This is a genomic window from Streptomyces sp. NPDC050287, assembly GCF_044459385.1.
Classification (GTDB): domain Bacteria; phylum Actinomycetota; class Actinomycetes; order Streptomycetales; family Streptomycetaceae; genus Streptomyces.
This window is the reverse complement of record NZ_JBITIY010000003.1, coordinates 168,757-187,712: the sequence shown is the minus strand read 5'-3', so window position 1 is coordinate 187,712 and position 18,956 is coordinate 168,757. Positions and strand designations below refer to the sequence as shown.

Below are 18,956 nucleotides of genomic sequence, written 5' to 3'. Positions count from 1 at the left end.
GATCAGTCCTGGACCAGTCCTGGACCAGTCCTCGATCAGTCCTCGTTCGGCGTCAGCCGCAGCGAGATGCTGTTGATGCAGTACCGCTGGTCCGTGGGCGTCGGATACCCCTCACCCTCGAACACGTGCCCGAGGTGGGAGCCGCACCGCGCGCACCGCACCTCGGTGCGCACCATCCCGTGGGAGCGGTCGGCGATCAGCTCCACCGCGTCGCTGTCCTTCGGGTCGTAGAAGGACGGCCAGCCGCAGTGGGACTCGAACTTGGTGGTGGAGGTGAACAGTTCGGCGCCGCAGGCGCGACAGGAGTAGACGCCCGTCGTCTTGGTGTCCGTGTACTCACCGGTGAAGGCCGGCTCCGTCGCCGCCTGGCGCAGCACGGCGTACTCGGACGGGGTCAGTTCCGCGCGCCACTGCTCGTCCGGCTTGTCGACGTCGTACGACATGATGGCCAACCCCTTTACTTCTGTGCGAGACGGTCCAGAATCCGCGGGCCCAGGTCCGTCACGTCACCCGCGCCCATGGTGAGAACGAGATCACCGGCCTTCGCCATTCCCGCGACCACCGCCGGCACCTCGCCCTGGTCGTGGACGGGCGTCACGTCCGCGCCCGCGGCCCGCGCGGCCTCGATGATCAGCTCGCTGGTGACGCCCGGGACGGGGTCCTCGCGCGCCGGATAGATGTCGAGGACGACCGAGGCGTCCGCCAGGGCCAGGGACTGGCCCATCTCCTTGCCCAGTTCCTGGGTGCGGGAGAACAGGTGGGGCTGGAAGACGACCAGGATCCGGGCGTCGCCCGCCGCCGCGCGCATCGCCTCCAGGTCGGCCGTCATCTCGGTCGGGTGGTGGGCGTACGAGTCGATGACCTGCACCCCCGCCTCCTCGCCCTTCAGCTGGAGGCGGCGCTTCACCCCGGTGTACGCGGCCAGCGCCGGGGCCAGCTCGGCTGCCGGGACCCCCAGTGCCACGCCGGCCACGAGCGCGGCCACCGCGTTGTGCGCGTAGTGGCGGCCGGGGACGGAGACGGCGAAGGTGAGCTCCTCGCCGTCCAGGAGGACGCTGACCTCGCTCTTCAGCCCCTGGGCCACCACGGACAGGATCCGTACGTCCGCGTCCTGCGACTCGCCGTACGTCACCACGCGCACGCCGCTCGCCGCGACCCGGCGGGTCAGCTCCCGCGCGCCCGCCTGGTCGGCGGCGACCACCAGCGTCCCGCCTTCGACGATCCGGCCGGCGAACGTCTCGAAGGACTCGTAGATCTCGTCCATCGAGGCGTAGTTGGCGTGGTGGTCGAGCTCGACGTTGAGGACGATCGCGACCTCGGGGGCGTACTTGTGGAAGCTGCGGTCCGATTCGTCCGCCTCGGCGACGAAGATCTCCCCCTCGCCGTGCAGGGCGTTGGAGCCGGGCGCGTCCAGGTCGCCGCCGATCGCGTACGACGGCTTCAGGCCCAGCTCGGTCAGCGACACGGCCAGCATCGAGGTGGTCGTCGTCTTGCCGTGGGTGCCGGCGACCGCGATCGGCCGCAGGCCGTCCATCAGCCGGGCGAGGGCGTCCGACCGGTGGACTACCGGGATGCCCAGCTCGGCGGCGCGCGCCAGTTCCGGATTGTCGGCACGGATCGCCGACGAGACGACGACACAGGTCGCGTCGTCGGCGAGGTGCTCCGCCGCGTGCCCGATGTGCACGGTCGCGCCGAGCGCGCGCAGGGCCTCGGCGGTCGCGGACTCCTTGGCGTCACTGCCGGCCACCTTCGCACCGCGCTGCGCGAGGATCTTCGCGATCCCCGACATCCCGGCCCCGCCGATGCCGATGAAGTGCGGTCGGTCCATGGCGGGGGGAAGGCCGGGTGCCATGCGTTGTCTCCCAAGATGCAGTACGACGGTGAGCGCCCCCAGCCTATTCCGTACGGCAGCGGGCGTTCACAAGGGACGCCAGGGACTGCGCCACTCAGGGGCGCGGCCTGTATCCATGCGCGGCTCCGCCGCTGTCCATGTGCGGCTCCGCCGCGATGGGGGTCCCCCCGGGTTCGAGCGAAGCCGAGAACTTGGGGGAGCGACCAGCCACACACGAGCCCCGGCCGCCGCCGACCGGCACGTCCCGCGACGCTACGCCTTGCTGTGGGAGAACAGCTTCAGCACCGGCACCCCCACCTTGTGCCGCGCCCGGGACGCCCAGTCCCGGTGGAAGAACTCCTCCACGTAGTGGGGGTCCGTCAGCACGATCACCTCGTCCGCCCCGACCTCCTCCACCAGCGACTTCAGCGCGTCCAGCGGGTGATCCTCGATCAGCCGGCCCTCCGCCTCGCTGCCGGAGGCCCGCAGCGCCCGGAGCGACACGTCGAGCGCCTGCTCCGCGGGCCCTCTCGCCTCCTGGCCCTGAGGCGTCTCGCCCTCCCGTGCCGCCTCGTCGATCTCGCCGAGGGCGACGTCGTCGATGGCGCGCAGCAGGCGGTCCGCCTGGTCGCCGCGCGGTTGCAGCAGCACATGGAAGGCGACCTGCTCGTCCCCGTGCAAAGTGGTGACGAACTCCACGTCGGCGGACGTCAGGGCCTTCTCGATCATCAAAACGCTTGTGAACACCAGGCGCCCCTTCTCCTTCGAAGACCTGGCGGACCGCGCCAGGCTCTGCGGAAACCATCCTGCCCCGTGATCGCACGGGTACTGCCGGAATCAGTGTGCCCGTCGGAAGATAATCGGAACGGGAGATTCCACCGATGTCGGCGCCAACGATGTCGATCCGGCCTGTTTCCGGACGAGTCTCACCAAGTCGTACCCGTATCCGGACGGGCGGTACGGCCGGAGCGGCTCAGGTCCGCCGGTACCGGCTGACGTACGGGCCCAGGTCCGCCGGTACCGGCCGACGTACCGGCTCAGGACCGCCGGTACCGGCTGAAGAGGAAGCCCTCCTCCTCCAGCAGCGAGACCAGGGCGTAGCGCTGCGGCACCGCGACCGACGGTCCGCCCGCGATGCGCTGCGCGTCACCGGCGGTGAGCAGCGGGGAGACCGTCAGACAGAGCTCGTCGAGCACCCCGGCGGCCACCAGCTGGCCGAGCAGCCGCGGGCCGCCCTCGGTGAGCAGCCGGGTGTGACCGAGCTCGACCAGGGCCTGTACGGCACGGGCGGGCTCGACGCCGACGCCGTCACCGGCGACCACGACGCGGGCGCCCGCCTTCTCGGCCGTCGCGACCCGGTCGGGAGCCGCCGCGGCGCCCGTGAGGATCAGGGTGGGGACCAGCGGCGAGGTGAACAGCGGGAGCGAGAAGTCCAGGTCCAGGCTGGCGGTGACCACCGCTATCGCGGGCACGGGCCCCTGGCCCGCGGCCTCGCGCATCCCCGCGAACTCGGCACGCTCGCGCGCCGGGCGGTATCCCTCCTGCCGTACCGTTTCCGCACCGACGACCACCACGTCGGCGAGGGCCCGCAGCGTGCCGAAGATCCGCATGTCGGCCGCGCTGGAGATGGGGTGCGAGCGGCCGTCGTGCTGGCCGGCCCCGTCGAGCGTGGACACCATGTTGGCCCGCAACCAGGCCACGGGCCCCCCGGATCCGGGCTCGGGGCCGAGTTCGGGGTAGGCGTAGGCGTGGGCCAGCTCGGCGAGGGACCAGTCGCGGTCGCCGGGACCGTGTGGTTCCCCACTCGCCACCGCCGCGTCCTCGAAGGTGCCGTCGGCGGCCTTGGCTGCTGTCTCGTCGGTCACAGGGAACAGGCGTCGCATGCCCAGCAGTCTGGCACGACCCTTAGCATGGGTAACTGTGCCTGCCTCCACCGCCGCGTCCGGATCCGGCCCCATAGCCGGGGTCACCCCGCTGTCCCTGTGCGCCCGTGAGCCGCATGTCCCCGCGGACCGGCTGGTCGCCGAGATGGTGCCGCCGCCGCGGTTCGACTCGGTGCGGTTCGACACCTACATCCCGGACCCGAACCAGCCCAGCCAGACGGAGGCAGTGCGCGTCCTGGAGGGCTTCGCGGCCGGACTCGGCGGCGCGCACGCCACCGGCGCCGGCCGGCGGGGCGGCGGCTTCCTCGGCTTCGGCAAGGCGAAGAACAAGGCTCCCAAGCCGTCCAGGTCAGCCAAGGGCGCCAAGACCTCCGCCGCTCCCCGCGGCGTCTATCTCGACGGCGGATACGGCGTCGGCAAGACCCATCTGCTGGCCTCTCTCTGGCACGCCACTCCGGCCGAGCCCGAGCTCAAGGCGTTCGGCACGTTCGTCGAGCTCACCAACCTCGTCGGCGCCCTCGGTTTCCAGAAGACCGTGCAGACCCTGTCCGGCCACCGCCTGCTGTGCATCGACGAGTTCGAGCTGGACGACCCCGGCGACACCGTCCTCGTCTCGACGCTGCTCGGCAAGCTCGTGGACGCGGGGGTCGCGCTCGCCGCCACCTCCAACACGCTGCCGGGCAAGCTCGGCGAGGGCCGCTTCGCGGCGGCCGACTTCCTGCGCGAGATTCAGGGCCTGTCCGCCCACTTCCGCGCCCTGCGCATCGACGGCGAGGACTACCGTCACCGCGGCCTGCCCGAGGCCCCGGCGCCGTTCAGCGAGGAGCAGGTCACCAAGGCCGCGCACGCCACCCCGGGCGCCTCACTGGACGCCTTCCCGCAGCTGCTGGAGCACCTCGCCCGCGTCCACCCCAGCCGCTACGGCGCGCTCACCGACGACCTGCGGGCGGTCTGCCTCACCGACGTCCGGGCCGTGCCCGACCAGTCGACGGCCCTCAGGCTCGTCGTCCTCGCGGACCGGCTCTACGACCGTGAAGTCCCGGTCCTCGCCTCCGGACTGCCCTTCGACCGGCTGTTCAGCGAGGAGATGCTGAACGGCGGCTACCGCAAGAAGTACTTCCGGGCGATCTCCCGTCTCACCGCCCTCGCCCGGGACGCCAAGGGGCTCGTCGACCCGGCCTGACGGCTCTTCAGCCGGTCTCCACCCGGTCCCCTACCCCGCCTCTGCACCCCGCCTCTACCCGGGCAGTTGACCTCGATCAAGAGCCGGTTCGCGCCACGAACCCGCACGCTTCAGCCTCTCTTCAGCTGGAAACGTTAAGTTAACCCTGCAAACAACTTTGCAGGGCTAATGTGTTTCTTGACCATCCGTTGACCAGCGTTTGGTCTGGACTAGAGACGGACCGAAGGCGCGAGGCACCTGGAGGGAGGCGCATGTTCCGAGGTACGACGGTACGGACCGCGTTGGCTCTCCTCACCGCCGTCCTTCTCGCCCTTCAGTTCTTCGCACCCGCCGCGTCCTTCGCAACCGCGCACACGGCCCGTCAAGCAGAGGCCAAAGCACAGCCCGGAATCAAACCCTCAGGTAAGTCGCTGCGCGACAAGACCGTCACGCACCACCACTGCGATCCCGCGGGAGACCCGACCGGTCCCCTGCGCACCCGCGACCGCCACCGCGCCGCCGACCTCACCCCTGAGCGGGCCGATCACGCGGGCCGGACCCAGGCTCCGGCCGACGCAGCCACCCAGGTGCCGGCCGGTGCGTTCCAGCAGTCAAGACCCCCGACGGCCCACTCACCGGCCGCGCTCCAGGTCTTCCGCTGCTGACAGCAGAGCAGTTCCCCCACCTCTGTCATGTACGTCCGACGCGCCGTCGTGGCGCGCCAGGAGGAGTCACCGCTATGCAGCCCCTCATCGACAACGCCCGTACGTTCGGACAGCGCCCTGAGGAGTTCGCCAAACTGGCCGAAGGCCAGTCCCCGCAGGTCCTGTTCATCACCTGCTCGGATTCCCGCGTCGTCCCGGCCCTCATCACGGGCGCCCGCCCGGGCGAGCTCTTCGAGCTGCGCACCGCGGGCAACATCGTCCCCCCGTACGCCTCCGAGCACCCCACCAGCGAGGCGGCCACCATCGAGTACGCCGTGGAGGTGCTGGGCGTCCGCGACATCGTGGTCTGCGGACACTCGCACTGCGGTGCCGTCGGCGCCCTGGTCCGCGGCGACGACCTGACCGCCGTACCGGCCGTGCGCGACTGGCTCACCCACGCCACCCCGTGCCCCACGGGCACGGCCGAGGACCCGACCGTGGCCGACGGCGTGCAGAACCACGTCCTGGCGCAGGTGCTGCGCCTGCGCTCGTACCCCTTCATCGACAAGAAGCTCGCGGAGGACGAACTCACCCTGCACGCCTGGTACTACGAGGTGCACACCGGGTCGGTGCTGACCCACGACGTGCCCTCCGACACCTTCCGAGCACTGTGAGGGCCGCCATGGAGAACCGAATAAAGTTCCCTCATCTCAAGCAGGACTTCGCCGCGTCCCTCGTCGTCTTCCTGGTCGCCCTGCCGCTGTGCGTGGGCGTGGCCGTCGCCTCCGGGGTTCCGGCGGAGCTCGGCCTGGTCACCGGCATCGTCGGCGGTATCGTCACCGGCCTCATGCGGGGCAGCAGCCTCCAGGTGTCCGGACCGGCCGCCGGCCTGACCGTGCTCGTCTTCGAGGCGGTGAACGAGTTCGGACTGCCGGCGCTCGGTGTGATCGTGCTGGCCGCCGGACTGCTCCAGCTCGCCATGGGCGCCCTGAAGCTGGGGCGCTGGTTCCGGGCGATATCCGTGTCGGTCGTCGAGGGCATGCTGGCCGGTATCGGACTCGTGATCATCGCCGGCCAGCTGTACTCGGCGGCGGGTCTGAAGGCCCCCGCCTCCGGCCTCGACAAGATCCTGGGCCTGCCCGGGGCCGCCGTCGACGCCCTCGGCAGCACCGAGGCGCTCGCCTCGCTCGCCATCGGCGCGGGCACCATCGCGGTGATGGTCGGCTGGAAGCGGCTGCCCAAGCAGGTGCAGACGGTGCCGGGCGCGCTCGCCGCAGTCGTCCTGGCCACGGTGGTCACGCTGGCGTTCGGCCTGCCGGTCGCCACCGTCGAGGTGAACGGGCTGCTGGACTCCATCCAGCCGCCGGGCATGGACGCCTTCGGGGAGCTGGCCGACCCGGCCATCTTCGGAACGATCCTCGCCTTCACCCTGATCGCCTCCGCCGAGAGCCTGTTCAGCGCCGCCGCGGTGGACCGGCTGCACGACGGTCCGCGCACCGAGTACGACAAGGAGCTCATGGCCCAGGGCGCGGGCAACGCGGTGTGCGGCGCGCTCGGCGCGCTGCCGATGACCGCGGTCATCGTGCGCAGCTCCGCCAACGTGGCGGCGGGCGCCAAGACCAAGGCGTCCCGGGTGCTGCACGGTGTGTGGCTGCTGCTGTTCGCGGCGCTGCTGCCGTCGACGCTGGCGCTCATCCCGCTGCCGGCGCTGGCCGGCATCCTGGTCCACGCGGGCTGGAAGCTGATCCCCTTCCGCGAGATCATCGCGCTGTGGCGGGAGCATCGCGGTGAGGCGCTGATCCTGGTGATCACGGCCGTGTCCATCGTCGCGGTGAACATGTTCGAGGGTGTGCTGATCGGTCTGGCCCTGTCCGTGGTCAAGACGGCCTGGGAGGCCTCGCACCTCAAGCTGGAGATCATCGACAAGGGCGCCGGCCCCGTCCAGGCGTACCTGTCGGGCAACGCGACCTTCCTGAGGCTGCCGAAGATCCTCGACAGCCTGGAGGCGCTGCCCCAGGACCGCCCGGTCGAGCTGGACCTGTCCGGGCTGCACCACCTGGACCACGCCTGCCGTACGGCCCTGGAGAACTGGGCCGAGCGGCACAGCGCGGTCGGCACGGAGCCGGTCCGGGTCACCGAACCGGTCCGGGTCACCGAACCCGAGCCGGTGAAGGCCACCACGGCTCTGTAAGCGCGCCGGTGCCTGGTCCGGCGGCCGAGCGTGGCCCCGGACCAGGCACCGGGCATATCGTTGCAGGAGCAGACTTAGCGGACCTCTCGACGAGGAGGCCGGGATGCTCCAGGAGCTGGTGACGGCGGCCGTGGCAGTCGGTTCCGCCGGGCTCGTGTACGTGGCCTCGGCGGCACGGGTCGTCAAGCAGTACGAGCGCGGGGTGGTCTTCCGGCTCGGGCGGCTCGCCGGTGACGTACGGCCGCCGGGGTTCACGATGGTGGTCCCTTTCGTGGACCGGCTGCACAAGGTGAACATGCAGATCGTCACGATGCCGGTGCCGGCCCAGGAGGGCATCACCCGCGACAACGTGACCGTGCGGGTGGACGCCGTCGTGTACTTCAAGGTGGTCGACGCGGCGCACGCGCTGGTGCGGGTCGAGGACTACAAGTTCGCGGTCTCCCAGATGGCCCAGACCTCACTGCGTTCGATCATCGGCAAGAGCGATCTCGACGACCTCCTCTCCGACCGCGAGAAGCTCAACCAGGGCCTGGAACTGATGATCGACAGCCCGGCGGTCGGCTGGGGTGTGCAGATCGACCGCGTCGAGATCAAGGACGTGTCGCTGCCGGACACGATGAAGCGGTCCATGGCCCGGCAGGCCGAGGCGGACCGCGAGCGGCGGGCCCGGATCATCAACGCGGACGCCGAGTACCAGGCCTCGAAGAAGCTCGCCGAGGCCGCGCAGCAGATGGAGGACACGCCCGCGGCGCTCCAGTTGCGGCTGCTGCAGACCATCGTGGCGGTCGCCGCCGAGAAGAACTCGACGCTGGTCCTGCCGTTCCCGGTGGAGCTGTTGCGCTTCCTGGAGCGGGCGCAGGAGCGCCCCGTCGAGCAGTGACACGCTTCCTCGCGTGGTTCCCGGAGTCCGGCCCAGGTGATAGACACAGCGGCGTCACAGTTCCTGTCCGCCAGCAGGAAGGCTGCTTCGCCATGTCCGCAACACGACGTGAAGTCTTGGCCCGGTCCGGTGCCCTGGGGGTGGGGATCGCCTTCACGGGAGCCCTCTCCGAACTCTTCGCCGGCACCGCCGCCTCACAGAACCTCGGCCACACCGGCTACGGCCCCCTGGTCCCCGACCCGAACGGCCTGCTCGACCTGCCGAAAGGCTTCCGCTACCGGGTCCTGTCCCGCGAGGGCGACCAGCTCCGCTCCGGCGAGGGCAAGGTCCCCTCGAACCACGACGGAATGGCTGCCTTCGCCGGGCGTTCTCCGGGCAGACACGGCCGTGTCCACCTCGTCCGCAACCACGAGAACCGCAACACCGCCAGGCTCCCCGTCCCGACGATCGAGGGCCTCACCTACGACCCCGCGGGCAAGGGCGGCTGTACGGCCCTCACGCTGGACTCCCGGAACAACGTCCTGTCGGAACGGGTCGCCATCGCCGGTACGGCCGTCAACTGCGCGGGTGGGCCCACACCCTGGGGCACCTGGCTGACCTGCGAGGAGACCGAGGACAAGGCCGGCACCAACGGCTACACCAAGGACCACGGCTTCATCTTCGAGGTCGATCCCACCGACCCTCACCGCTCCGGCGCCGTACCGCTGACGGCGATGGGCCGCTTCCAGCACGAGGCGATCGCCGTCGACCCCGTGCGCGGCGTCGTCTACGAGACCGAGGACGCCTTCCTCAAGCCCTTCGGTCTCTTCTACCGCTTTCTTCCCGACAGGCCGCTGGGCGGCCTGGGTTCCCTGCGTGCGGGCGGCCGCCTCCAGGCGATGCGGGTGCCCGGCGTACCCGACCTCTCCTCGATCCAGGAGACGGGTGCCCGTTTCGACGGCATCGAGTGGGTGGACGTACCGGACCCGCTCGCCGCCCGGACCCCCGTCCGCCTCCAGGACTTCGGCCCGAAGGGCATCACGCACGCGCAGAAGCTCGAGGGCTGCTACTGGGGCGGGAAGAGCGTCTACTTCGTGTCGTCGTTCGCGCGCGGCGCGGACGGTTCGGCGGCCGACCACTACGGCCAGATCTGGCGCTACGACCCCTCGGCCCGCCGCCTGACCCTGGTGATCGTCTTCGGCCCGGACACCGACGTCCAGCTCCCCGGCGAGTCCCCGGACAACATCTGCCTCGCCCCCAGCGGCGGCCTGATGGTCTGCGAGGACGGCAACGGCGCCCAGCACGTCTTCGGCGTGACCCGGCGCGGCGAGGTGTACGCGATGGCGCGGGGCCGCCAGGCGATTACACCAGCCGCTACCGCGGCGGGCGGGACCCCCGAGAAACCGGAGTGGGGCGAGTTCGCCGGAGTGACCTTCTCGCCGGACGGCGAGACGATGTACGTCAACTGCTACACACCCGGGACGACGTTCGCGGTGACGGGGCCGTGGCGTAGGTAACGGGCCGGAAGGGGTGCCCTGTGCCCGACAAGGACGACCGACGGAAGTCCCGGAAGTCCCCGAAGAGCAGGAAGGCCGATCTTCGGGAGCTGCTGCGCGTGCCGCACGGCGAGGCGGTCGATCTGTCCTCCTACGACACCGGCTCCGTCCCTGCCGGCCCCAGGGACAAGGCCGAGGGCCGGTCGGTCACCGCCCGCATCGGCGAGCACCTCGCCGACCTGCAGGAACGCCTGTTCGCGGCGAGCACGGCGGGGGACCGGCGCCGGGTGCTGCTGGTGTTGCAGGGCATGGACACCAGCGGCAAGGGCGGCACGATCAAGCACGTCATCGGCTTCTGCAACCCGTCCGGCTGCCGGGTCCGGGCGTTCCAGGCACCCACCGCCGAGGAGCGGGCGCACCACTTCCTGTGGCGCGTCGAGCAGTCCCTGCCGCACCCCGGCGAGCTGGGCATCTTCGACCGCTCGCACTACGAGGACGTCCTGGTGGCCCGGGTCCGCGAGCTGGCCCCACGCGACGAGATCGAGCGTCGCTACGACGAGATCAACCGCTTCGAGAAGGCCCTCACCGACGACGGCACGAGGCTGATCAAGTGCTTCCTGCACATCTCGTACGAGGAACAGCGCCGGCGTCTGCTCAAGCGCCTGGACCGCCCGGACAAGCACTGGAAGTTCAACCCGTCCGACATCGACGACCGCGCGCTGTGGCCGGCGTTCCAGGAGGCGTACGAGATCGCGCTGGAGCGCTGCTCGACGCCGTACGCCCCCTGGTACGTGATCCCGTCGGACCACAAGTGGTTCCGGAACTGGACGGTGGGCCGGCTCCTCCTGGAGCATCTGAGGGCGCTCGACCCGCAGTATCCGAAGGCCGACTTCGACATCGACGAGTGCCGGACGCGACTGCGCGCGCGGTGAACCGGCCCGATGGGGGTACTCGGCCTCGCATGACCGAGAACCCCCACGTCAGCGGCTCGTACTGGATCGAGACCGCGCCCGGTCCTGACCGGTCCGCACTCCTGGCCGACCTCACGGTGGACGTCGCCGTCATCGGCGGCGGGATCGCCGGGCTGAGCACGGCCTGGGAGCTGGCGCGGGCGGGGCGCCGGGTGGCGGTGCTGGAGGCCGACCGGGTCGCGGCCGGCGTCACCGGGCACACCACCGCCAAGCTCACCGCGCTGCACACCCTGATCTACGACAAGCTGCGCCGCACCCGCGGTTCCGAGGGAGCCCGGTTGTACGCCCGCTCGCAGAGCGAGGCGATAGAGCGGGCCGCCGAGATCGCGGGCGAGCTGGGCATCGACTGCGACTGGGAGCGCCGCAGCGCGTACACGTACGCCTGTGACGCGGGCCGGGTGGAGGAGCTGCGGGCGGAGGCACGGGCCGCGCGGGAGGCGGGGCTGGAGGCGTCGTTCGTGACGGAGACCGGGCTGCCGTTCCCGGTGGCGGGCGCGGTGAGGGTGACGGGGCAGGCGCAGTTCCATCCGCGCAAGTACCTGCTGGCCCTCGCCGACGACCTGGTCCGGCAGGGCGCGCACGTGCACGAGCACACGACGGTCGTCGGTCTGGAGGAGGGCGAGCCGTGCCGGCTGACCACCGACACGGGGGCGACGGTGACCGCCCGGGACGTCGTGGTCGCCACCCACTACCCCGTCTTCGACCGGGCCCTGCTGTTCACCCGGCTCCATCCGCGCCGTGAGCTGGTCGTCGCCGGGACGATGGGCGCCGACCGGGATCCGGAGGGCATGTACATCACCCCGGACGAGGGCACGCGCTCGGTCCGTACGGCACCGCACGGCGAGGACCGCCTCCTGGTCGTCACCGGGGAGCACTTCACGCCCGGCACCGCCGACACCCGGGCCCGCTTCCAGCACCTGGCCGACTGGGCCGCCGAGCACTTCCCGGACGTCACCCTCACCCATGCCTGGGCCACCCAGGACAACGACCCCACGGACACCGTCCCGCTGGTCGGCCCGCTGCACCCGGGCGCGCACCACACGTACGTCGCCACCGGCTTCGGCGGCTGGGGCATGAGCGGCGGGGTCATGGCGGGCCGGCTGCTCACCGCGCTGATCACCGGCGAGAGGTGCGCGTGGAGCGAGCTGTACGACCCGCGCCGGCTGCGCTCGACCATGCGCGAGGCCCCGTCGTTCCTCAAGACCCAGGCCGACGTCGCCCGCCACTTCGTCGGCGACCGGCTGCGGCCCTCGCCGCCGGTCGAGTCGCTGCCGCCCGGCGAGGGCGCGGTCGTGCGCACCGAGAGCGGCCGGCTCGCGGTGTACCGGGACGAGGCCGGCCATCTGCACGCCCTCTCCGCGCGCTGCACCCATCTGGGCTGCCTGGTCGCCTTCAACGCCGCCGAACGGGCCTGGGAGTGCCCCTGCCACGGGTCCCGCTTCGACACGGACGGCAAGGTGATCCAGGGGCCGGCGATCCGGCCGCTGGAGCAGCGGGACATCTGACGCGGCGGGACATCTGACGCGCGGGACGTCTGACACCCGGGACTCTGACACCCGGGGCTCTGACGCGCGGGACACCTGACCGGGTGACATCTGGGTGACATCCCCGCCGCGTCGGCGCCGATGGGAAGCCGATCATCATACCTTCGTACGGTGATCAGTCCTGTTCGCCGTGTCACCCTCGCCTGCCTCCTGGGCGCGGCCCTCGCCTCCCTCACCGGCTGCGGCACCGCCCTGGCGCCTTCGGCCGCCCCCGTCGTCCCCTCGGCACCCACCGCGATCGCGTCCCGGCCGCCCACGCTCGCTCCCGGGCCCACCGGTCTGACCCCCGTCTTCAAGCACGGCCCCCGGACACACGGCAGGACCGTCGCGCTGACCTTCGACGCCGACATGACCGCCGACGAGGGACCGCGGGCGGCACGGGGCGAACGGTTCGACAACCCGCGGCTCATCGCGGCCCTGCGGGCACTGAAGGTACCGGCGACCGTGTTCATGACGGGCCGGTGGGCCGAGCAGTACCCGGTGCAGGCCCGGACCATCGGACGCGACCCGCTCTTCGAGATCGCCAACCACTCCTACAGCCACTACGCCTTCACCGGCGACTGCTACGGCCTGCCCACCATCTCCCAGGACCGGATGCGCGCAGAGGTCGAACGGACGTACGCCGCCTTCCGCAGGGCAGGCGTCCCTGACCCGATGCCGTACTTCCGCTTCCCCGGCGGCTGCTACGACCGGCTGGCCCTCAGGGCCCTCACCCCGACCGGCGTGACCGCCGTGCAGTGGGACGTGGTGAGCGGGGACGCCTTCGCGACGGACGCGGGCGCCGTGGCCCGGCAGGTGCTGGAGGGGGTGCGGCCGGGGTCGGTGGTCGTCATGCACTGCACGACGAGTGCCGCGCCGGCGACCGAGCGGGCGGTCCGGACCGTGGTGCCGGAACTGCGCAGGCGCGGCTTCCGGTTCGTGAAGGTGTCCGAGCTGATCGGGGACGCGGGCGGACGGGGATGACCGGCCTACGCTGGGACGCGTGAGCGAGGACGACTACTGCCTGATCGACGCCGCCAGGCCGCCCGAGGCAGAGGGGCCGCCGTACGCCGACTGCGTCTTGTGCCGGAAGCCGACGGAGTACCCGGAGTCGCACAAGGGGATCACGCTGTGCCCGGTCTGCGAGTGGCAGGAAGCGCAGCGAACGGCCTGTTCGGGGTGACCGGGGCTCTCAGGGCGACCTGCGGGAGGTGAGCGCGCAGGCCGTCGCGGTGGCGGCGGCCGCGAGCAGGGCCGCGCCGGCGAACGGCAGCAGGGGGAGGTCGACGGTGCCGGAGCGGGAGCCGGTGACCAGGCCGCTGACCGCCGCCTGGGCCGGGGATCCCGACACCACCAGCGCGAGCAGGGCCGCGAGCAGCAGTGCGGGGACCGCCCGGCCGGTCGAGCGCAGCAGCGGCCAGGTGGTGAGCGCGCCGACGGCCGTGCCGAGCAGGGCGCAGGCCAGCGCGGCCAGCAGTCCGGCCGCGCCCGCCGGGAGCGGGGGGACGCGGGTCTGGTGGTCGGAGCTCGCGGGATCGCTGATCCACGTCACGACGACGGTCGCGAGGGTGCCGAGTGCCGCCGAGGCACCCCATGCCACCAGCAGCCGGGCGAGATGGGCCCGCCCGGGCCCCACCGCCGCGGCCACACAGTGGCCGGCCGCCGGCGGCTCGCCCGTGACACAGATCCGCACCAGCCAGGCGGCGACGGGCAGCAACGCGGCTGCCGTGTAGCCGAGCGAGTCGAGCACCGGCTGGCCGCCCTGCACACCGATGCCCAGGAAGGCGGCGTACAGGATGAACGGCGGCAGCCAGCGCTGGGAGCGGGCGAGCAGGGCGGCCTGGTAGCGGAGGAGAGCGGTCACCTGTCGCCTTCCTGGTCGTGGGGGATGTGCGGGGCGTCGGTACGGGTCACGCTCAGCACGTGCCATGGCGGGCGGGCCGTGAGCAGGGCGCGGAGCAGGACGTCCGAGTGGGAGGCGGGGACGGTGAGGCGGTAGGTGCCGGGGGTCAGCGCCTCCGCCCGGGTGTGGGGGACGGTCGGCAGTGGCCCGTCGGGCGGCCCCTGCGCTTCGACGACGACATGCGGGCCGGCCGGTGAAGTCACCTGTTCCGTACGGCGGTTGAGCGTGCCGTCGGTCACGCGGTACGTCGCGTCGGGGGCGCCCGCCAGGCGGCTCGGGTCGTGGTCGACGAACACGACGGCCCCACCGGCGGCGGTGCGTTCGGCGACGGCCCGCTCCAGTTCGGCCCGGGCCTCGGTGTCCAGCCCCGTCCAGGCCTCGTCGAGGAGGAGCAGCTCGGGTTCGGCGAGGAGCGCCTGTGCCACGGCGACCTTCTGGCTGCTGCCCTTGGAGAGTTGCGTCATCGGGGTGCGGGCGCAGGGGGCCGCGCCGAAGCGGATGAGCCAGTCGTCCGCGGCGCGGGTGGCCGCCGCCCGGGTGAGGCCGTGCACGGTGCCGAGGTGGGTGAGGTAGCCGACGGGGGTGAAAGGGAGGGCCGGCGGGAAGCGCTCGGGGACGTAGGCGGTGCGGGGGCGCCCGCTCACGCGGCCCTCTGTCGGAGCCTCTGTGCGGGCGAGGAGGCGGAGGAGGGTGGATTTGCCGGTGCCGTTTTCTCCTTCCACGCGGACGAGTTCGCCCGGGGTGATCGTCAGGTCGATGCCGCGTAGGACCCAGGGGCCGCAGAAGGTGTACCGGCGGCCCACGTTGTCCAGTCGGAGAGCGCGCTGCATGGGGACATCATGGCGTGGGGCCATGCCGCACCGCGCTGCCGAGTTGGCAGACTGGGCGTGTGAGCGAAGAGTCGACGTCTGTGAGTGACAGCCCTTTCCGGTCCGAGCCCAGCGCGCGCGATCACGCGCCGCAGTTCGTGTTGCCCCTGGTCGTACGCATAGAGCGGGGCGATCCCCCAGCTCGGACCGACGCCCTGGAGACCGCTGCCCGGGCTGTGCTGGTGATGCTCGGTGACCCGCGGTCGGCCGGGGACGGTGAGTGGGCTCAGGCGATGCGGGACTGGCAGGACGCACGGATCCGCAAGGTGGTGCGGCGGGCTCGGGGCGCCGAGTGGCGGCGGGCCGAGGCGTTGGCCGGAATCACGGTGACCGGTAAGTCGGCGCAGGTGCGGGTGTTTCCGCCCGTGCCCTTGGACGGCTGGCCCAAGGACCTGGCGCGGCTCCAGGTGTCCGGTACCGACCTCGACGATCCGGAACCGCCGGTGGCCGCGGACCCGTCGGCGCCCGTGCTGTGGCTGAACCCGGACCTGGACATGTCGGCCGGGAAGGCCATGGCGCAGGCCGGTCACGGGGCCCAACTCGCCTGGTGGGAACTGTCGGACGAGGAACGGGCCGACTGGCGCGACGCGGGCTTCCCGCTCGCCGTGCGGACCGCCGACCCCGGCCGCTGGGGTGAACTGACCAGGAGCGGACTGCCGTTGGTGCGCGATGCCGGCTTCACCGAGATCGCGCCCGGCTCCTGCACGGTGGTCGCCGACCATCCCGCGCTGCGGTGACCCGGCTGGACGGCGGGGCCGAACGGGCCGGCCGCACCCGGCCGTCAGCGCCGCGCCGCGTCGGGCCGTCGGCGCCTTCTCGGCCGACGCTCTGACCGTCTCGCCGAAACGGGGTGAGCGGGAGTTCCCCCGCCCGCCCTGCCGGGCGGGAGCCTCGCCGGGCGGGCGGCACTCGCCTTCGCGCCCACTTGTCCGGCTCCGGAACGGGGTCGGTGGCCGTCTGAACGCCGTGGCCGTCCCGCCCGTACCTCCTGGCGCCCGCTGTGTCCGGGCCCGAACCTCAAATGTTGCTCTGAACGCGTCCACCGGGCGATTCAGGTTCGCCGGCCGGGGCCATACCCACGTCACGCCGTGTGGCTGTGTGAAGGAGGGGACCATGGAGCGACTGGGGACCGGCATGGGGTGGCGGCCGGAGATCGCGGAGGCCGTGGAGCGCATGCCGGGCGTCGACTGGGTCGAGGTCGTGGCGGAGAACGTCTGCCCGGGACACCTCCCGGAATCGCTGCGCCGGCTGCGCGAACGCGGGGTCACCGTGGTTCCGCACGGCGTCGCCCTCGGCCTCGGCGGCGCGGACCGCCCCGACAAGGGCCGGCTGACCGCCCTCGCCGAGCGCGCGGAGGCGTTGAGCTCGCCGCTGGTCACCGAGCACATCGCGTTCGTCCGGGCGGGCGGCCCGCTGACCGCATCCCCGCGACTGGAGGCGGGCCATCTGCTGCCCGTGCCGCGCACCCGCGACGCCCTCGACGTGCTGTGCGAGAACGTCCGCATCGCGCAGGCCGCGCTGCCGGTGCCGCTCGCCGTGGAGAACATCGCCGCGCTGATCTCCTGGCCCGGCGAGGAGATGACCGAGGGGCAGTTCCTGTACGACCTGGCCGACCGGACCGGAGTGCGTCTGCTCATCGACGTGGCGAACCTGCACACCAACCACGTCAACCGCGGCGAGGACCCCGCCGAGGCACTCGCCGACCTCCCGCTGGAGGCCATCGCCTACGTCCATGTCGCGGGCGGCTTCGAGCGCGACGGCGTCTGGCACGACAGCCACGCCCACCCGGTCCCCCGCCCGGTCCTCGACATCCTGACCGACCTCGCATCCCGGGTCTCCCCGCCGGGAGTTCTGCTGGAACGCGACGAGAACTTCCCCGAACCGTCCGACCTGGAAGGCGAGTTGGAGGCCATCAGGGAGGCAGTGGAGAAGGGCGGCGCGAGGACTGCGACAGCCTCGGCAACCCCGTCGGCCGAGGCCCGGCCGACTCCAGTCCCGGACTCGGCTCCGGCTCCCACCCCGCCCCACGACCTCACCCGCCAGCACCTCGCCCTCACCCAGACCGCCCTGCTGTCCGCGCTGGTCGCCGGTACCCCCGTGCCCGAAGGGTTCGACCGGGTGCGGGTGGGTGTGCAGGCCCGTGCCCTCGCCGGGAAGCGGGCGGACGTCGTGGCCAAGGTCGCCCCGGACCTGCCGGTGATCCTCGGGACCGCCTACCGTCCCGCCTTCGTCGCCTACGCCCACCGCCACCCGATGCCGGACGGTTACCGCCGGGACGCGCTGAACTTCGCCGAGCAGGTTCTCCTCGCCGGGCACCTGGTGGAGGACGCGGCGGCGCGGCGGCAGCTGCGGGAGTGGTGGCTGGAGCGCTCCGGTCCGGCCCCGCGGTCCCAGCACCCCACGGTGAGGCTGGCCCGCGCCACCCGCCGGGTCCTGCTACGCCGCTGAGCCCGCCGCCTGCGGCCACCTGCGCACGCGACGTACGCCGGGCCACCTCCCCTGGCTAAGCGCAAGCCCCCACACCGTCCACCCCCAGGTGTGCTGCGGTTAACACCCCGGCCCCCCGACCTGGCCTCCACGCCCACTTTTCTCGCCTTCACCCTGATATGTCCCACACCCCCTCTCCCCCATTCACCCCGTTTCGACTCAAATGGAACCCTTCCTCTTCGTACGGCAGTTGGCGTAGACCCCGCAGTAACATGCCAATCCCGCACCTGAACCCACTAGCGTGCGGTGCCGCAACAGGAGGCACCATGCGACCGCGACCCCCCGTCAATGGCAGAGGCATCTTCACCGGCACCGGAATCATCATCATCGGTCTGCTGGCGACCCTCCTGGCATTGATCTTTCCGATCTGGTCGTACGCCGACCGGTCCGGCACGGGAGTGGACGTACTGAACGCCCAGACCGTGTCGACGAGGTACGGGCCGCTGTCCAGTCTCGACCAGGACTTCGTCACGAAGGTCCGGCTGGCCGGACTGTGGGAGCTGCCCGCAGGTCAGCAGGCGCAGTTGAAGGGGACGACACCGGCCGTACGGACGGCGGGGCAGCACCTCGTCGAGGGGCACACCTTCCTGGACGAACGGGTGCGTGACGTGGCCGCCGAGCTCGGCCTGGAGCTGCCCAACGAGCCGAACGACCAGCAGAAGCAGTGGCTCGCCACGCTGAACGCGGCCCAAGGAGTCGATTACGACCGGCAGTTCGCCAACATCCTGCGGCTGGCGCACGGCCGGGTGTTCTCCGTCGTCGCCCAGGTGCGGGCGAGCACCCGCAACTCCCTCGTCCGCGCCCTCGCCGACGACGCCAACACGACCGTGCTGGACCACATCAAGGTCCTGGAGGCCACGGGGTACGTCGACTTCGACGCGCTGGCCCGGGACATGGCCGCCGGCAGCACTCCCCCGCTCACCAACTCCCCGGCGCCGCCCGGCCCGACGACCGACCCGAGCCCGGCGATCCCGGTGACGCCCTCGCCGCTCCCCAGCTATTCACTCCCGCCGCCCGCGTCCAGTCCGCCCCCGCAGGCACCTGAGACCTCCTGACCCGACACACCGGAACGTCACATACCGACAACACTCCGTCCGGGTTGTGGGCCAGGCGTGGCGTCGCACGGCCTCGATCGCA

At 71.9% G+C, this 18,956-nt stretch carries 19 protein-coding genes; 13 read left to right on the top strand and 6 right to left on the bottom strand.

Annotation, left to right across the window (positions count from 1 at the left end; all coding sequences use genetic code 11):
* Positions 1–35: 35 nt before the first annotated feature.
* The 4 genes from msrB to ACIBK3_RS11270 all read right to left on the bottom strand — a co-directional run bounded on the left by msrB (position 36) and on the right by ACIBK3_RS11270 (position 3,714).
* Positions 36–443 carry a peptide-methionine (R)-S-oxide reductase MsrB gene (msrB, locus tag ACIBK3_RS11285; RefSeq protein WP_399364276.1) on the bottom strand — a complete coding sequence of 136 codons (408 nt, stop codon included), beginning with the start codon at positions 441–443 and terminating at the stop codon, positions 36–38.
* A 14-nt stretch (positions 444–457) separates the two neighbouring features.
* Positions 458–1,852, bottom strand: coding sequence for a UDP-N-acetylmuramate--L-alanine ligase (murC, locus tag ACIBK3_RS11280; protein ID WP_399364274.1), 1,395 nt, complete (start codon positions 1,850–1,852; stop codon positions 458–460).
* 252 nt (positions 1,853–2,104) lie between these two features.
* Positions 2,105–2,578: an indole-3-glycerol phosphate synthase gene (locus ACIBK3_RS11275; RefSeq protein ID WP_399364272.1), complete on the bottom strand. Its 474-nt coding sequence runs from the start codon at positions 2,576–2,578 to the stop codon at positions 2,105–2,107.
* Positions 2,579–2,868: 290 nt separating this feature from the next.
* The gene (locus ACIBK3_RS11270; protein ID WP_399364270.1) at positions 2,869–3,714 is read right to left on the bottom strand and encodes a pyrimidine reductase family protein; all 846 of its coding nucleotides are present in this window, start codon (positions 3,712–3,714) and stop codon (positions 2,869–2,871) included.
* Here ACIBK3_RS11270 and zapE point away from each other — a divergent pair.
* The 10 genes from zapE (at position 3,713) to ACIBK3_RS11220 (ending at position 13,743) form a co-directional block, all read left to right on the top strand.
* Entirely contained in the window at positions 3,713–4,897 is a 1,185-nt protein-coding gene (gene zapE, locus ACIBK3_RS11265; protein ID WP_399364268.1) for a cell division protein ZapE, read from the top strand. The two genes, ACIBK3_RS11270 and zapE, sit on opposite strands and share 2 nt — an antisense overlap.
* 251 nt (positions 4,898–5,148) lie before the next feature.
* On the top strand, positions 5,149–5,541 hold the full coding sequence (locus ACIBK3_RS11260; RefSeq protein WP_399364266.1) for a hypothetical protein: 393 nt from the start codon (positions 5,149–5,151) through the stop codon (positions 5,539–5,541).
* A 74-nt stretch (positions 5,542–5,615) separates the two neighbouring features.
* A complete protein-coding gene (locus ACIBK3_RS11255) occupies positions 5,616–6,194 on the top strand; it encodes a carbonic anhydrase (protein ID WP_399364264.1) in 579 nt (192 codons plus the stop codon).
* Positions 6,195–6,202: 8 nt separating this feature from the next.
* A complete protein-coding gene (locus tag ACIBK3_RS11250) occupies positions 6,203–7,711 on the top strand; it encodes a SulP family inorganic anion transporter (RefSeq protein ID WP_399364261.1) in 1,509 nt (502 codons plus the stop codon).
* Positions 7,712–7,814: 103 nt separating this feature from the next.
* The gene (locus tag ACIBK3_RS11245) at positions 7,815–8,591 is read left to right on the top strand and encodes a slipin family protein (protein ID WP_399364259.1); all 777 of its coding nucleotides are present in this window, start codon (positions 7,815–7,817) and stop codon (positions 8,589–8,591) included.
* Between the two features lie 92 nt (positions 8,592–8,683).
* The gene (locus ACIBK3_RS11240; RefSeq protein WP_399364257.1) at positions 8,684–10,087 is read left to right on the top strand and encodes a PhoX family protein; all 1,404 of its coding nucleotides are present in this window, start codon (positions 8,684–8,686) and stop codon (positions 10,085–10,087) included.
* Between the two features lie 20 nt (positions 10,088–10,107).
* A complete protein-coding gene (locus tag ACIBK3_RS11235) occupies positions 10,108–10,998 on the top strand; it encodes a PPK2 family polyphosphate kinase (protein WP_399364255.1) in 891 nt (296 codons plus the stop codon).
* A gap of 29 nt (positions 10,999–11,027) precedes the next feature.
* Entirely contained in the window at positions 11,028–12,542 is a 1,515-nt protein-coding gene (locus ACIBK3_RS11230) for an FAD-dependent oxidoreductase (RefSeq protein WP_399364253.1), read from the top strand.
* Between the two features lie 150 nt (positions 12,543–12,692).
* Positions 12,693–13,544, top strand: coding sequence for a polysaccharide deacetylase family protein (locus ACIBK3_RS11225; RefSeq protein ID WP_399364252.1), 852 nt, complete (start codon positions 12,693–12,695; stop codon positions 13,542–13,544).
* A gap of 19 nt (positions 13,545–13,563) precedes the next feature.
* On the top strand, positions 13,564–13,743 hold the full coding sequence (locus tag ACIBK3_RS11220) for a hypothetical protein (protein WP_399364250.1): 180 nt from the start codon (positions 13,564–13,566) through the stop codon (positions 13,741–13,743).
* Positions 13,744–13,752: 9 nt separating this feature from the next.
* On the opposite strand, the gene ACIBK3_RS11215 is transcribed toward ACIBK3_RS11220, so the two are convergent.
* Together ACIBK3_RS11215 and ACIBK3_RS11210 are read right to left on the bottom strand one after the other, a co-directional pair.
* Positions 13,753–14,424 carry an ABC transporter gene (locus ACIBK3_RS11215; RefSeq protein WP_399364248.1) on the bottom strand — a complete coding sequence of 224 codons (672 nt, stop codon included), beginning with the start codon at positions 14,422–14,424 and terminating at the stop codon, positions 13,753–13,755.
* Positions 14,421–15,293, bottom strand: a complete 873-nt coding sequence (locus ACIBK3_RS11210) for an ATP-binding cassette domain-containing protein (RefSeq protein ID WP_399364246.1) — start codon at positions 15,291–15,293, stop codon at positions 14,421–14,423. Before ACIBK3_RS11210 ends, ACIBK3_RS11215 begins: the two co-directional genes overlap by 4 nt.
* An 80-nt stretch (positions 15,294–15,373) precedes the next feature.
* Here ACIBK3_RS11210 and ACIBK3_RS11205 point away from each other — a divergent pair, with 80 nt between their 5' ends.
* The 3 genes from ACIBK3_RS11205 (at position 15,374) to ACIBK3_RS11195 (ending at position 18,874) form a co-directional block, all read left to right on the top strand.
* A complete protein-coding gene (locus ACIBK3_RS11205; RefSeq protein ID WP_399364244.1) occupies positions 15,374–16,069 on the top strand; it encodes an aminoacyl-tRNA hydrolase in 696 nt (231 codons plus the stop codon).
* 376 nt (positions 16,070–16,445) lie between these two features.
* Positions 16,446–17,780, top strand: coding sequence for a DUF692 domain-containing protein (locus tag ACIBK3_RS11200; protein ID WP_399364242.1), 1,335 nt, complete (start codon positions 16,446–16,448; stop codon positions 17,778–17,780).
* A gap of 305 nt (positions 17,781–18,085) precedes the next feature.
* Positions 18,086–18,874, top strand: a complete 789-nt coding sequence (locus ACIBK3_RS11195; protein WP_399364240.1) for a DUF4142 domain-containing protein — start codon at positions 18,086–18,088, stop codon at positions 18,872–18,874.
* Positions 18,875–18,956 lie beyond the last annotated feature (82 nt).